The organism is Abyssibacter profundi (genome assembly GCF_003151135.1).
GTDB lineage: Bacteria > Pseudomonadota > Gammaproteobacteria > Nevskiales > OUC007 > Abyssibacter > Abyssibacter profundi.
In genome coordinates this window covers 159,805-174,101 of sequence record NZ_QEQK01000004.1, presented here as the reverse complement: position 1 = coordinate 174,101, position 14,297 = coordinate 159,805, and the positions used below count along the sequence as shown (strand labels likewise).

Here is a 14,297-nt window from a genome sequence, read left to right as displayed (position 1 = left end):
GCGCCGCCGGCACGCCAATCCGGTTGCAGCCACGCACTCAGGGCGCGCGCCGACCCAAAGCCCGGGCCTGGCGAATGGCCCCCCGCAGCGTGGCGGGTTTGACCGGCTTGTGGAGTAGAACCATGCCCGCCTGGACGGCGGCCTGACGGACCTCATGGTTGCGATCTGCGGTGATGAGTATGGCTGGCACGTCCCGAGCCCAGTCACGACGTAGCGCCTGTAACACCTCGTGCCCGAGCACTCCGTCATCGAGGCGATAATCCACAATGGCGAGGTCCGGCGGCCCCGTCATCACCGTACGGGCCTGATCCGGGTCGCCGGCACAGCGAGTGGTCGCGCCCCAGCCGCGGAGCAAGACTGACAGGCCTTCGAGCACCCGGGGGTCGTTATCCAGGCAAAGCACCTGGGTGCCGGTGAGTTCGGTTTGTGACGTCGCCTCTGGGGCGGTCGGGGCGGACGCCTTCGGCCGGGAGGTGGCCGGCGGTAGATCTATCCAGAAGCACGAGCCACGCCCCGGCTCGGAGCGTAAGCCAATCGCATGCCCCAGCAATCGGGCCATGCGCTGGACGATGGCCAAACCCAGACCCAAGCCCTGGCCGGCCTGGGCATCCTCGATCGGCAGTCGCTGGAACTCCTGATAAATCTCTTCCTGCCGCTCCACGGGAATGCCCGGGCCCGTGTCGTAAACCGCCACACGCAATCCACCTCCCACCCGACGGGTTCCGATCAGCACACCACCCCGGCTGGTGTATCGCAGCGCATTGGACAGGTAGTTCTGGACAATCCGGCGCAGATGCAGGCGATCGGTACGCACGTGGACGGGCGCGATGTGATCGCGTAGTTCGATGCCGCGCGCCCGGGCTATCGGCCGACATTCCTCGACGAGCGCCCCCAACTCGACCTGCAAATCGACGGTTTCATGACGCACCGGTACCCGCCGCGCATCCAGTCGATTGATCTCGGAAAGGTCACTGAGCACCGCCTCAGCCCCATCCAGCGCCGAGGCAATCCGCTGGGCAGCCACCTGGACCTGCTGGCCATCGGCCTGCTCCAACAAGGAGGCGGCGAACAAGCGCGCCGCGCTAATCGGCTGCATCAAATCATGGCTTGCTGCTGCAAGAAACTGCGTCTTGCTGCGATTGGCCCGCTCGGCCGCCTGCTTGGCCAGCTGCAAGGCGCGCGTACGCTCCTGGACGATGGCCTCCAGATTTTCATTGGCCGCCTGCAGCTCCTGCTGGACCCGCTTGTGATCGGTGATGTCGGCAAAACTGGTGACGTAGCCACCACCCGGCAGTTGCTTACCCTGCATTTCAATCACCGTACCGTCGGGCCGTGTCCGCTCGTAACGGTGGGGCGTACCGGCACGAATATGCTCCAATCGCTTATGCACATGGGCCTCAGGGTCACCCGGGCCACAGAGACCACGCTCGGCGTTGTAACGGATGATGTCGGCCAGCGGCCGGCCCACTGTAATCAGGCCTGGCGGATACTGGAACAGGTCCAGGTAGCGTTGGTTCCATGCGGCGATGCGCAAGTCGCTGTCGATGACGCTCACCCCGTGGTTGACGTTATCGAGTGTGGCGCGCAGCAAACGCCGGCTGAGACGAAGATCCTCCCGTGTCCCGTCGAGTATGGTCGCAACCTCCTCGATGGACAGCTCCACATCCTGCAGCGCGCTATCCAGCACCATGCGCGCAGATGTTGTGCCCACCGCGCCTGCCAATTGGCGCTCGGCGGCCTGCATGAGTTCTGCTGAGGCCCGCCCCATCGGCGAAAGCTGCTGCCCGGTGGCTTTTTCGACCTGACGAACGACCAGCGAGGTCCGCACCTCGCCAACAAAACGATCGAGCAGGAACAAAATGTCCTGCACACGGGCCTGGCGCTGGACCGGCTGGCTGGCCGGCACCATGAACTCGCGACGACAGAAGCGGTTGGCTTGCGCCTGTTCAACAATCGAGCGCCGGCTGAGTACCGACACCGAGACCAGCAATCCGCTATTGGCGATGAGCGACAGCCAGGTGGTCACGGTCACCGACCCCCACCCCAGCGTCGCCGCGTTGGGGGCCGCCAGCAACACGCCAGGCGCCATGGTGGGCAGAGCCAGCCAGACACCCCAAATCAAGAAGCCCACGCTAATCCCGACGATGGCACCACGCGCCGATGTCCCCCGCCAGAGCAGCCCTAAAACAAAGGCAGGAGCGAGCTGGGCGACGGCCACAAACGCCAGCAAGCCCAGCCCGGCCAGGCTTCGCGTATCGGTCGCCAGCAAATGAAAGCCATAGGCGCCGAGGATCACCAAGCCAATCACACTGCGGCGAATGTTGAGAATCAGCGCATCCAGGCGCCGGGTGCGAACGTTCTGACCCGAGCGTAGTAACCAAGGCAGCACCCACTCGTTGCTGATCATGATGCTCATCGCCAGCGCAGAGACGATGACCATACCGGTGGCCGCCGCGACCCCGCCCAGGTAGGCCAGCAACGCCAGACCATCTTCACCCGCAGCCAGTGGCAGCAGCAGGACATAGCGATCCGGATCATGGCCCTGCGCCGCGAGCTCGTTGTCGCCGGCAACGGAGATCGGGAGCACCGCCAGGCTGAGCAACACTAAGTACAACGGAAACAGCCAACGTGCGGTGCGAACACCACGCTCGGTCGAATGTTCGACCATGGCGATGTGGAACTGCCGCGGGAGCAGAACGATGGCGCAGGCCGAGAGCAGCGTGTAGGTCCAGAACTCTGCGCCCAGCTCGATCTGGCTTAAGGCGTGGCCCTGCGACGCATCGGCCAGTTCAGTCCACAGACCGAAGGGTCCGTCGAGGACCTGAGTGAGCGCAAACCACGCCACGGCAATTAACGCCGCCAGTTTGAGCAGCGACTCAAGGGCGATGACACGGACCACGCCCGGGTGCTTCTCTCCGCGTGTCAGATGCCTTGCGCCGAACATGAGCGAGAACACGAGCATGACGGCGGCAATGCCGAACGCCGTCTCCAGGCCACCGGCGGTGGTGGTCGGCGCCAGAACTTGGAATGTCGACTCAACGGCCCGGAGTTGGAGGGCGATATACGGCAGTGTGGCGCAAAGGCAAAGCCCGGTGGCCAGGGCCCCAAGCGCGGCATTGTGTCCAAACCGCGCCGCCAGAAAGTCCGCGATGGACGTGAGATTGTTGCTGCGGCTGATTTCGGCAATGCGACGGATGAGTTTCCAGCCCAGTACATAAACCAGCGCCGGACCGAGATAAATGGGCAGATAAAGCCAGCCACTGAGACTGGCCGTGCCGACCGCGCCGAAGAACGTCCAGGTGGTGCAGTAAACGGCCAGTGACAAGGCCTGGGTGACCGCCTGTGCGCGCCCCTCCCCGCCCGGCCGTCGGTCGCCCTGCCAGGCCACCACGAACAACAGCGTCATGTACGCTGCCAGACTCAGGCCGATTAGTGGTCCGTTCATTCTTGAGGGTCTCCCCGCCCTGTGCGGTCCCGCTGGTCACGGACTGACACCACGGGATGCGCCGATCACATTCGACCAAAGTCGCGGGCCGGCCAATGATCGCCTTAGCCCTTTGTATTTACTTGAATTATCCCGTCCGCACACGGGCCATCGGCCATCGATTTACGACTAAAGTCGAGCTAGGACACCCCGGCCAGTCTCCCTAGAGTCGAACAGGTTCCGTCACCCGCGTGGGGAGCGGATTCAACAAGATCAAAGACTGGAGGAGTCCATCGTGAACAACGCACCCAATCCGGGTGCCGCCGCCTACTGGAAAGAGAACGTGCGACTGCTGACGGTGTTACTCATCGTCTGGTTTGTCGCCTCTTACGGCGCCGGCATCTTGCTCGTCGACCTGCTGAACCAGATCCCCCTCGGGGGTTACAAGCTGGGCTTTTTCTTCGCTCAGCAGGGTTCAATCTACATTTTTGTCGCCCTGATATTCGTCTACGTCCACAAGATGAATCAGCTCGACCGCAAGTACGACGTTCACGAGGAGTAGGTCGAGATGGATACACAAACCTGGATTTACCTCGTCGTAGGTCTGACCTTTGCGCTGTACATCGGCATCGCGATCTGGGCCCGCGCAGGATCCACACAAGACTTTTACGTGGCCGGTGGTGGGGTGAACCCGATCTCCAACGGCATGGCCACAGCGGCCGACTGGATGAGCGCTGCCTCCTTCATATCAATGGCCGGCCTGATCGCCTTCCTGGGCTACAACGCCTCGCCTTATCTCATGGGGTGGACCGGAGGCTATGTGTTGCTGGCGTTGCTGCTGGCACCCTATCTGCGGAAGTTCGGCAAGTTCACCGTGCCCGAGTTCATCGGCGACCGCTTCTATTCGAAGACGGCCCGAATGGTCGCCGTTTTGTGTCTCATTGTGGCCTCGATCACCTACGTAATCGGCCAGATGAAGGGTGTGGGCGTGGCGTTTGGTCGCTTTCTGGAAGTGGAGTTCGAAACCGGCGTCATGATCGGGATGGCCATCGTGTTCTTCTACGCCGTGCTGGGCGGAATGAAGGGCATCACCTACACCCAGATCGCTCAGTACTGCGTGCTGATCTTTGCCTACACCGTTCCCGCAATATTCATCAGTTTTCAGCTGACGGGGGTGCCTGTGCCGCAGCTGGGCCTGGGCGCCGATATGGCGGACGGCACACCCATACTCGACAAGCTGGACCAGGTCGTCACCGATCTTGGTTTTGCCTCATTCACCGACCCGGATGGCAGCACGCTCAACATCTTTCTGCTGACCATGTCGCTGATGATCGGAACCGCGGGCCTGCCGCACGTCATTATTCGGTTCTTCACCGTGCGCAAGGTCTCCGATGCACGCATCTCTGCAGGCTGGGCGCTGGTGTTCATTGCCATTCTCTACACCACCGCCCCGGCGGTTGGCGGCATGGCCCGTCTCAACCTCATGGAGACCATTCAGACCGGGCCGGTGGGTGCCCCCGATGGCAATCTGGAATACGAGAATCGGCCAGAATGGTTTAAGAACTGGGAGAAAACCGGCCTGCTCGCCTTCGAGGACAAGAACGGCGACGGTCGCATCCAGTATTACAACGACGCCAACCCGGAGTTTGCCGCCCAGGCCCAGCAATACGGCTGGGAAGGCAATGAAATGGTCACGGTGGATCGCGACATCATGGTGCTGGCCAACCCTGAGATCGCCCAGCTACCCGGATGGGTGATTGCCCTGGTCGCAGCCGGTGGCCTGGCCGCCGCACTCTCCACGGCAGCGGGGCTCTTGCTCGCGATTTCCTCGGCGATCTCCCACGATTTGCTCAAGGGCATGTTCATGCCGCAGATCAATGAGAAACAAGAGCTTAGGGCCGGTCGAATCGCCATGGCGGGGGCCGTGCTGCTGGCCGGCTACATGGGTATGAATCCACCGGGATTTGCGGCACAGGTGGTTGCACTGGCATTCGGACTCGCCGCCTCATCGATCTTCCCGGCTCTGATGATGGGAATCTTCAGCAAGCGTGTGAACAAGGCCGGTGCCATCGCCGGCATGCTGACCGGGCTGACCAGCACCATTGTCTACATCTTCGTGTTCAAGGGCTGGTTCTTCGTCCCCGGCACGAACTGGTTTCCGAACACGGCCGATTACTGGCTATTCGGCATCCAGCCCGAGTCATTTGGTGCGATCGGTGCCCTGCTGAACTTCGCCGTGGCCTTCGCGGTCTCGCGCGTCACCCAAGCACCCCCTGCGCATATTCAGGATCTGGTGGAAAGCGTACGTATCCCCCGTGGAGCCGGTCTGCCGACCGGTCACTGACGCCCGACGGCACCTCGCTCCTTCGTCGGGAGTCTGGCCCCGCCCTCGTGGCGGGGCTTTTTTATGCATGCACTTATGCCAGATCGCTCATCTGCGATCTCAGCCACGCCTGGCCCATGAAATAATGCGGCCTCGTCCGTCCGAGTCTATCTCGCATGTCGCCAGAGGCATGGATTGCCATCGCAGTTGTCCTGGGTACGCTGGTCGCGCTGATCACCGTGACACTGCCGCCCTACCTCATTCTGATGGGTGCGCTGACCGTGCTATCCGTCAGCGGGGTGCTGAGCAGCACCGAGGCCTTTGCCGGCTTCGGCAACACGGGCTTGATGACAGTCGCGGTGATGTTCATCGTCGCCGGCGGCATCACGTCCACCGGCGGGGTCCAGTGGATTGTGCAGAACGTGCTGGGCCGGCCGAGTCATATCCGTTCGGCCATCTTCCGCGTCTTCGCGCCGGTCGCCGGTCTCAGCGGCTTTCTTAACAACACGCCGGTTGTCGCCACAATGATCCCGGCGATCAACACCTGGTGCCGCCGAATCGATGCCGCCCCATCTCGATTGATGATTCCGCTGAGTTACTCGGCCATTCTCGGCGGCACGCTCACCATGATCGGGACCAGTACCAACCTGGTGGTCAACGGTCAGTATCAGGATTTAACGGGCGAGCCGGGCTTCGGGCTGTTCGCAATCACCTTGGTGGGTCTGCCTGTCGCGGTGGTGGGCGGGCTGTTCATCATCTTCGTGCTACCGCGCATCCTCCCGGATCGGCGCGCCCCAACCGCCAGCGAATCGTTACGTGAATTCACCGTCGAAGTTGCCGTCGACGCGACCGGCCCGCTGGTTGGCAAAACCATCGAACAGGCCGGCTTACGTAATCTGCGCACCCTGTTCCTGGTCGAAATCGGGCGACAGGGCACCGTGCTATCGGCCGTTGCGGGAGAGGAAACCCTGCTGGGCAATGACCGGCTGGTGTTTGCCGGCGATCCGGACGCCATCAAGGATTTGCTCGCCATTCGTGGCATCCAGCCTTCCGTAGGCGACAAGCAACAGCCAACCATTCTGGAGTCCCGCCCCGAACGCCGTCTGGTGGAGGCCGTCGTGTCGACCAACTGCGATGCCGTCGGACGCACGCTCAAGGATTCCCGCTTTCGCGAGCGCTACGGCGCGGTGGTGCTGGCCGTCTCACGCAATGGCCAGCGCATCAAGGGTGGTCTGGGCAGCATCCGGATCGAGGCTGGCGACAGCCTGTTGATGGAGGCGCGCCCCGGCTTCGTCAGCAAGCTGCAGAACAGCCGCGACTTCCTGCTCATTAGCGATCTTGATGTCGACCGGCCTCGCCACGACAAGGCCGGATTGGCCTGGAGCTTGTTAATCGCCGCTGTGCTCGCTGCGGCCACCGGGTTGCTCAGCATCTTGGACGCCGGGCTACTCGCCGCGGCCGGCATGCTCGTCACCCGTTGCATGACACCGGCGCAGGCATTGCGCACCATCGATCTTCCAATTCTGATCACCATCGGTGCCTCGCTCGGGCTGGGCGCGGCCCTGGCCAGTAGCGGCGCGGCGAACGCCATCGCTGAGCTGGTCGTCAGCATCGCAGGCGACCGCCCCATTCTGCTGCTGGTGCTGATCTATGTGACGGTGCAGATGCTGACAGAGATGATCACCAACAATGGCGCTGCGGTCATCATGGTGCCAATCGCGCTCAGCCTGACCGAGCAGCTGAGTCTGGCCCCAGCACCCTACTTGTTTGCGGTCATGATGGCGGCCTCGGCAAGCTTCGCCACCCCGCTTGGCTACCAGACCAATCTCATGGTCTATGGACCAGGCCAATACCGGATGACCGATTTTCTCAAGGCGGGCATCCCCATGAATATCATCGTGGGTGTGACCACGGTGGTGACGCTAGTCCTCAGCTTTGATCTGCGAGCTTAAGCACGATGAAACCCACGCTATACGGCATCAAGAACTGCGACACCGTTCGCCGCGCACGAAAAGATTTGGCCGAGCGCGGCGTTGATTATCGCTTCCACGATTTCCGCGCCGAAGGCATCGAACCCACAACAATCAGTGGCTGGGTCGACATGCTGGGCATTGACCAGGTCCTGAACCGCCGCGGCACCACCTGGCGCAAACTGGGCCAACAGGTTCAAGACCCCACGGATGTGTCTGCCCTGATTGCGTTGATGGCTGAACACCCCAGCCTGATCAAACGGCCGGTGTTCCAACGGGATCAGCAAGTGCAAACAGGCTACCCGCGCGCCGAAGCCGAGAGCCGCCTGGCCTGGTTTGCCGGCGCCGAGCAACCCGACTCACCTCCCCAACAGGACTGAACATGGAATACCTGCACACGATGGTCCGCGTCGCGGACATCGACGCTTCGCTCGCGTTTTATTGTGATGCGCTGGGCCTGAAAGAAGTGCACCGATACGAGAGTGAACAGGGGCGCTTCACGCTGATCTATCTGGCCGCCCCCGGAGACGTCGAGCGTGCGAAGACGCACCAATCCCCGCTCATCGAGTTGACCTACAACTGGGACCCGGAAACCTACACCGGAGGCCGGAACTTCGGGCACCTGGCCTTCCGCGTTGACGATATTTACGCGACCTGCGAACGGCTGCAGCAGGCCGGTGTCGTGATCAATCGACCGCCTCGCGACGGACACATGGCGTTTGTCCGGTCACCGGATGGCATCTCAGTGGAGCTGTTGCAACGCGGTGAGGCGCTGGCCCCCACAGCGCCCTGGGCAACCATGGAAAACAGCGGCACCTGGTAGCCATCGTTCCCGCGTGGACAGCAGGCGCCCGGACGCCTACTGTCTAGCATTCGACCCGACTCGCGAAACCATGGATTTTTCCTTCCACGCGGATCACGACTGCAATCGCGTCCTGAACCTCATCAACCGGGATAGCCACGACCTCCGGGCTGGCGTCACCCGCAGGCTGCTTTCCTATCACTGGTCGCTGCTGTCCTCCACGGAATCAGCCCTGGACCAAGCGTTGGAGCAGCTACGCAGCACAGCACTCATCGCAACCGATGAGCAGCGCGTTACCTTGACCCCGGAAGGCTATTCGCTGCTCATCGACCCGGAGTGCGCGGCCATTGAGCAGGATGCCGCCACCGAGCTACATCTGCGCAGCGGGCCGCCCACCGAATACTCGTTGCGCGCCGTGGCCCTGGACGTCATCACACGCGGCGGCGCCACCCGAATCTCGCTTAAGGAACTCACCGAGCGCTGGGCCATCTCCGGCTTGCGCGCCGGGGAATTGCGCGATGCCATCGACCTGCTCCAGCGCGACAGTCTGGCGTCATTCACCGGACTTCGCATGCGAACCATCAGCCTGAGCCGGGATGGACAGGCCTATGTGGCAGGTCGACCACCTCCAGCCGACCTACTGGCCATGGCACCGGCACTTCGGAGAGAGGACCTCAACGCGAGCCGGGTGGACAGCAAGACGCTTTGTCTGCTTGCAGCCCATACGGTTGAAAACACAGAAGGTCGCGGATCCACGAGTTTTGGTGAAGTCATCTACCGTCTGGGACAGTTGAAGATTCCTGACTTCCGTGCGTTTCTTGCCGTCGAGTCGCTTTATCGACTGGGGCATGTGGATTTCGCCCGCGACACCCATAGCCTGCATCTAACGGATAGCGGGAAAAAACTCGCGCGTGCAGCGCGTGGCCGGGCCATCCAATGGGTGATCGGACAAGCTGTACAACAGTCATGACGCAGCTGCCAGATCAAACGACCGACCTGCTCAGAGATCTTATCGCTCGGCATATCGATACCGTGCGCGACGGCGCCGACGCGGTTGTTGTTCACTATGCTTGGCGCAAGACCGGGCTGGACGACGCCGCGTTCGCCGGTGCCACGGCCGATCTTCATTCGGCCGGCGAACTCGACATCGTGCACGGCGACCAGACCTTTCTTCGCCTGACGCCACAAGGCTTCGAGCACTTGGCACCACCTCCCGAGCCGGAGGAGGAGGCCACGGAGGATGCCAGCAAGACGCAAGGCTTTGTTCAGCTCAGCCGCACCGACATGCGCGCGCTTGTACTCGATATCTTCCGCTTGGCGGCCCGTGCCGGCGAGGTGGGTCTCACCGCCTCCGCCTTGGCGGCCATCTGGGGTATCGAGTGCCAACGCGCGGCCGATTTACGTGGCGTCATCGACGACATGCTCCGCAGCGGAACACTCCGCGTGGAACGCGGCGATCGAACGGTCTTTTTTCTGAACTGACGCGACCCGCTGTCCGGTCATCGCCGCCTGGCTTTGCTCAATGGTGCCTCGCTGCAGGCGGTTCGACCCGCACCAGCACGGTATCGCGCTGCTGATGATGGCCATCGGCCGCCACCAGCATGAACGTCAGCAATGTGGGCACGTCAACACGGGGGGCATCGAACAGGGTTCGTAGCCGTTGATGATCCTGCAACTGCACAGAGGGATCATCGACCATCCAATACACGGAGACCGCGCTATCCAGATCCGTCACGCGCCCCGTCAGCGCGACGCTTTGCCGACCCGATTGCACGGTCAAATCCATTCCGGCATCCACCACGGGCCTGGCCGATTGATGGGTATCGAGCACCGTCACACGCAGCGTGTCCGTTGCTCGCCCGCCCGCCATGTCCTGAACCATCATTTCCAGCGTCAAGGTCGTCGGGGCATCCACCCGGGGCGCCGTGAACGACGGCGACACGCTTGCCGGGTTATGCAGGCGGACCTTGTTAGGGGCATCTTTCATCCGCCACCGAACCGTCTGTAAGGACTGCCCGATCAACCGCAAGTCGCCGGTAAGCTGAACCGCCTCGCCTTCGTAGACGGTGAGGTCAGCACCCGCGTTGGCGACCGGACCACCGTGTTTCCGTCGCGCCAGACAGAGCTTGCGGTACGGCGACACCCGCCCCAGCTCATCGTGAACCGCCATTTGCAGGCACTGCACGGCTGAGACCGACGGGTCGAGTTCCAAGCGCAAGCTCCAATCTCGAATCTGCCCCGACCCGCCGCCAAGCTCAGCGACGGTCGGTGTCGTCCATGCCCAATAGCGATCCTCACCATCAGTCTGAATTATCAGTCCTGCAACAGGCGCCGCCGACCATGTCTGGATGCCCAAGTCCAGCCATGGTTCCTCCGCCAGCACATGGATGCCGCCATGGCCTGGCAGCGCCAGCTGCGGGACCTCCGGTGCGCGTGTTGCCGGTGGTGGACGACCTGCCTCGCCCCTCGCGCCGGAGACAGCAATCACCAACCGCGTTTGTCCTGGCTGAGGCGGGGTGCTGCGCTCGGTCGCCGGTCCATAGGCCAGTCCGCAGCATGCTATGCAGAGCAACAATAGCGGGACGTGCCGACTGACTACATTCGCTGCCACGTCATCGGCCCCGTCAGTAGCGTGTGAATCAGTGCGGCCTGGCTGTTGACCCCCACCTTGCGAAACACATGACGAAGCTGTGTCCGCACCGTACTCATCGCTGTTCCTTGCTGCAGTCGGAACTTGCTTAACGGTTTGCCCTCGGCCAAGGAAGCGGCCAGCGCGGCCTCCGTGCTGGTCAGACCGTAGTGCTTACAGAGCATGCGACGCGAAATGCGAATCTGCGGCGACTCTTCGAACAGCCGCAGCACCACCAGGGTTCCGGGTTTTTGCAGTCGGGTGCGCCCCGCCCAGGTGAGCTGTACGACAAGCCGTCGGTGTGTTCCTACCGCGCCCAGGGTGAACAAATGATCGGGATCACAAAGACCACCCTGGCCGATACCGCGGACCCTGTGACACAGCTCATCCAGCACCGCGCGGTCCTGTGCCCGTTGAGACGAAAGCCGCCCCTGATGAATCCGCAGCGCGGGGAGACTGCCCAGTAGACAGCGCGCGCCCCCACTGACGTAGCCGACGAGTGCGGACTCGTCCAGTAGCATGAAGGCCGCATCATCTCCGCAGAGTGCGTCCACCAGCCAGGCATTGCGTCTGAAGTAATCCTCTGATGTCTTCTGGTCCAGGTGAACCAGGTCGGATATTGAATCTGCCATCCTGCCCTCTCCCGATTGCTGACGTTGACGTGCCGGCGCGGCCTGCGTCGGCTGGGTCAGCATCGAGGCGTCGAGGCAGGAAGTCCTGACGCGACGTAGACCAATTCATGACCATTTCCTGACCAATCAATCTCTCTTTATCTTTCAATGACTTAGAATTTTTTCCGTGCAATCCTGGTCGGGCCAGCGTTCGTACTCGGCCAATCGACCTAACGGATGTGGCCGGGTCCATGAGCGGCTATTCCTGTCCCCGATCATGGGATTGTCCCGCTCGGTGGTAGTCTCCATCCGGGCACCCGGGGGCTGGAATGATCAAACAGAACGACGCCGCAGCGGCCATGACAAATCCACTGCATGGCCGTTTTGCCGATGTGGAGGTCGATGAGCGGAGTCGCCAGCTATTCCGCGACGGCCTGCTCATCCCGATTGAGCCAAAGCCATTCGACCTGCTCTGCCTGCTCATCCGCCGCCAGGGCGAGGCCGTCTCCAAGCAAACCTTGATCGATGATCTTTGGGACGGACGTGTCGTCTCCGACTCGGTGATTGCCCGCGCGGTCACCAAGCTCAGGCGCGCGCTGGGCACGGCCGCCGCCCCCGCGATTGAAACCGCGCATGGCTACGGTTATCGATTCGGGGGCGATTTCCACCCGCTGCCCCCGGCGGCAGACCCGGCCTCCGCCACTGCGCCAAGCCCCACGGCGGCCGCGACCGCCCCTCGAACAAGCCATCGCAACAGGTCGGCTGGCGCTCGGACGGCTGGCTGGTTGTTGGGTGGTTTGATGGTCGTACTGATGGGCTGGATGGGTGCCCGAGTCCTGATCGAGGCGGATCAACCCACCGTGGGGACTGAGCCGAAACAGCCGACGATCGCCGTGCTTCCGTTCGAGAACTACAGCGAACACCCCGAGGCCACCCGCTACCTCGTCGATGCCGTGCACGAAAACGTGTTGACGCACCTGTCGCGGGTCCAGGATCTTCGGGTCATCTCGCGAACATCGGTCGAGCGGTACCGGGACAGCCAGGCATCGGTCCCCGAGATCGGGCGACGCCTGGGCGTGAACCACGTGCTCGAAGGCAGCGTCCAGCGCATCGGACAGCGCCTGCGGGTCAACGCCCAGTTGGTCGAGGTCGCCACAGACACCCACTTATGGGTGGATGTGCTCGATGGCGAACTGGCGGATGTCTTCGAGATTCAGAGTCAGATCGCCCAGCACGTCGCCGCGTCGATTGGCGCCACTTTGCGCCCGACAGAAGTGCAGGCCATGACGCAGGTTCCAACGACAGATGCATCGGCGTATCAGGCCTATCTGCAGGCACGCGATGAATTGCGCCGGGATGGCACCGGGCGGGCCAGCCTGTTTCGCAGCCAGGCACTGCTGGACCGCGCGGTGGCGGAAGACCCGGATTTTGCACTCGCACAGGCGACACTGGCCCGCGTGCATACGTTTACGCACTGGTTCGGCTACGACACAGACCCCCGCCGGCTGCAGCAGGCCAGTGACGCACTCGATGCCGCATTGGGTGCCGACCCGAATCTTGCAGAGGCTCACCTGGCGCTCGGCTTGTACCGTGCGGCGGGTTTCAGAGACTACATTGGCGCCCTTGCGGCCTATCAGCAGGCCGAACTCCGACAGCCGGGGGCGGCAGACATCAAACACTACATGGCCAGCGCTCACCGCCGCCTCGGTCAATGGGAAGCGGCCGTGAGCATGATGCAATCGGCCGTCACATCCGACCCTGAGAACCTCAGCTTGCTCGCCGATTTCGCAGGTTTGTTGCGCGGTCTGCGGCGGTATGAGGAAGCGGCTCCCCTCTATCAACGGCTGGCGGCACTCGACCCCGATGACCCCTTTAAACGCATCGATCATGCGATGTTCATCGTCGAATCTCGCGGCGACACCGCGCCCCTGCGCCGTGTGCTGAACGATATTCCAGCAGACGTCGACCCAGGCCACAGCATCACCTATATGAGATACATCGCGGCGGCGTGGGAGTCGGACCTGGAACGGGCCGCCGCGCTGATCAATCGCTATCCGCGAACATGGCTGCCGGCAAGCGGCGGCCTGGGACGCACGCCGCGCGCGCTGGCGCAGGGACTCATGGCTGTTCTACGCGATGACCCTGGCGCGGGGCGCCACTTGCAGACAGCGCGGGACCATCTCGAAACCGCCAGACAGTCCCAACCCAACAACCCTGGCTTCGAGGCGGATCTCGCCCTGGTTGCGGCCGGTTTGGGTGACAAGCTGACGTCGCTGCAACATGGCCAGCGGGCACTGGACCTGATGCCGGTGGACGTCGACCCGGTCGGTTACTCCGACGTGGCCACGCGTGTCGCCATGGCCTGGGCGCTGGCAGGCGAACAAAGCCGTTGTCTGGTTCTGCTTGAACAGCTTTATCGTCAACCCTTTGGTCCGAGCATCCAGTTCTTGCGATTACACCCGGTTTGGTCCCCGCTTCGGGGGTTACCGCGATTTCAGCAGCTACTGGGCCAATAGGGTGGGCGGGGTGCTTGAGGGC

11 protein-coding genes are annotated in these 14,297 nt (G+C 62.7%); 8 read left to right on the top strand and 3 right to left on the bottom strand.

Annotated features, from left to right (window positions below):
- Positions 1–37 precede the first annotated feature (37 nt).
- Complete coding sequence (locus DEH80_RS05430) at positions 38–3,445, bottom strand: PAS domain-containing hybrid sensor histidine kinase/response regulator (protein ID WP_109719458.1); 3,408 nt, start codon at positions 3,443–3,445, stop codon at positions 38–40.
- Positions 3,446–3,719: 274 nt separating this feature from the next.
- On the opposite strand from DEH80_RS05430, the gene DEH80_RS05425 reads away from it, so the two are divergent.
- From DEH80_RS05425 to DEH80_RS05395, 7 genes are all read left to right on the top strand, one after another.
- The gene (locus DEH80_RS05425) at positions 3,720–3,986 is read left to right on the top strand and encodes a DUF4212 domain-containing protein (protein ID WP_109719457.1); all 267 of its coding nucleotides are present in this window, start codon (positions 3,720–3,722) and stop codon (positions 3,984–3,986) included.
- Between the two features lie 6 nt (positions 3,987–3,992).
- Positions 3,993–5,768, top strand: coding sequence for a sodium:solute symporter family protein (locus tag DEH80_RS05420; RefSeq protein ID WP_109719456.1), 1,776 nt, complete (start codon positions 3,993–3,995; stop codon positions 5,766–5,768).
- Positions 5,769–5,923: 155 nt separating this feature from the next.
- A complete protein-coding gene (locus tag DEH80_RS05415; RefSeq protein WP_109719455.1) occupies positions 5,924–7,699 on the top strand; it encodes an SLC13 family permease in 1,776 nt (591 codons plus the stop codon).
- Between the two features lie 5 nt (positions 7,700–7,704).
- Positions 7,705–8,097, top strand: a complete 393-nt coding sequence (locus DEH80_RS05410) for an arsenate reductase (protein WP_109719454.1) — start codon at positions 7,705–7,707, stop codon at positions 8,095–8,097.
- Positions 8,098–8,099: 2 nt separating this feature from the next.
- On the top strand, positions 8,100–8,540 hold the full coding sequence (locus tag DEH80_RS05405) for a VOC family protein (RefSeq protein WP_109719453.1): 441 nt from the start codon (positions 8,100–8,102) through the stop codon (positions 8,538–8,540).
- A gap of 70 nt (positions 8,541–8,610) precedes the next feature.
- The gene (locus DEH80_RS05400; protein ID WP_109719452.1) at positions 8,611–9,489 is read left to right on the top strand and encodes a hypothetical protein; all 879 of its coding nucleotides are present in this window, start codon (positions 8,611–8,613) and stop codon (positions 9,487–9,489) included.
- On the top strand, positions 9,486–10,001 hold the full coding sequence (locus tag DEH80_RS05395) for a hypothetical protein (RefSeq protein ID WP_109719451.1): 516 nt from the start codon (positions 9,486–9,488) through the stop codon (positions 9,999–10,001). The genes DEH80_RS05400 and DEH80_RS05395 overlap by 4 nt, the downstream gene beginning before the upstream one ends.
- Before the next feature lie 37 nt (positions 10,002–10,038).
- On the opposite strand, the gene DEH80_RS05390 is transcribed toward DEH80_RS05395, so the two are convergent.
- Together DEH80_RS05390 and DEH80_RS05385 are read right to left on the bottom strand one after the other, a co-directional pair.
- Positions 10,039–11,007, bottom strand: a complete 969-nt coding sequence (locus DEH80_RS05390) for a PKD domain-containing protein (protein WP_133249125.1) — start codon at positions 11,005–11,007, stop codon at positions 10,039–10,041.
- A 107-nt stretch (positions 11,008–11,114) separates the two neighbouring features.
- Positions 11,115–11,780 carry a helix-turn-helix transcriptional regulator gene (locus DEH80_RS05385; protein WP_133249124.1) on the bottom strand — a complete coding sequence of 222 codons (666 nt, stop codon included), beginning with the start codon at positions 11,778–11,780 and terminating at the stop codon, positions 11,115–11,117.
- Positions 11,781–12,118: 338 nt separating this feature from the next.
- On the opposite strand from DEH80_RS05385, the gene DEH80_RS05380 reads away from it, so the two are divergent.
- A complete protein-coding gene (locus tag DEH80_RS05380) occupies positions 12,119–14,275 on the top strand; it encodes a winged helix-turn-helix domain-containing protein (protein WP_165831306.1) in 2,157 nt (718 codons plus the stop codon).
- The last annotated feature ends 22 nt before the right edge of the window (positions 14,276–14,297 follow it).

Bases quoted from the DNA above. Each gene is read 5' to 3' on its own strand.
- DEH80_RS05420 (WP_109719456.1), top strand. From the start codon at position 3,993: ATGGATACACAAACCTGGATTTACCTCGTCGTAGGTCTGACCTTTGCG.
- DEH80_RS05410 (WP_109719454.1), top strand. From the start codon at position 7,705: ATGAAACCCACGCTATACGGCATCAAGAACTGCGACACCGTTCGCCGC.
- DEH80_RS05400 (WP_109719452.1), top strand. From the start codon at position 8,611: ATGGATTTTTCCTTCCACGCGGATCACGACTGCAATCGCGTCCTGAAC.
- DEH80_RS05395 (WP_109719451.1), top strand. From the start codon at position 9,486: ATGACGCAGCTGCCAGATCAAACGACCGACCTGCTCAGAGATCTTATC.
- DEH80_RS05405 (WP_109719453.1), top strand. From the start codon at position 8,100: ATGGAATACCTGCACACGATGGTCCGCGTCGCGGACATCGACGCTTCG.
- DEH80_RS05430 (WP_109719458.1), bottom strand. From the start codon at position 3,445: ATGAACGGACCACTAATCGGCCTGAGTCTGGCAGCGTACATGACGCTG.
- DEH80_RS05380 (WP_165831306.1), top strand. From the start codon at position 12,119: ATGACAAATCCACTGCATGGCCGTTTTGCCGATGTGGAGGTCGATGAG.
- DEH80_RS05385 (WP_133249124.1), bottom strand. From the start codon at position 11,780: ATGGCAGATTCAATATCCGACCTGGTTCACCTGGACCAGAAGACATCA.
- DEH80_RS05415 (WP_109719455.1), top strand. From the start codon at position 5,924: ATGTCGCCAGAGGCATGGATTGCCATCGCAGTTGTCCTGGGTACGCTG.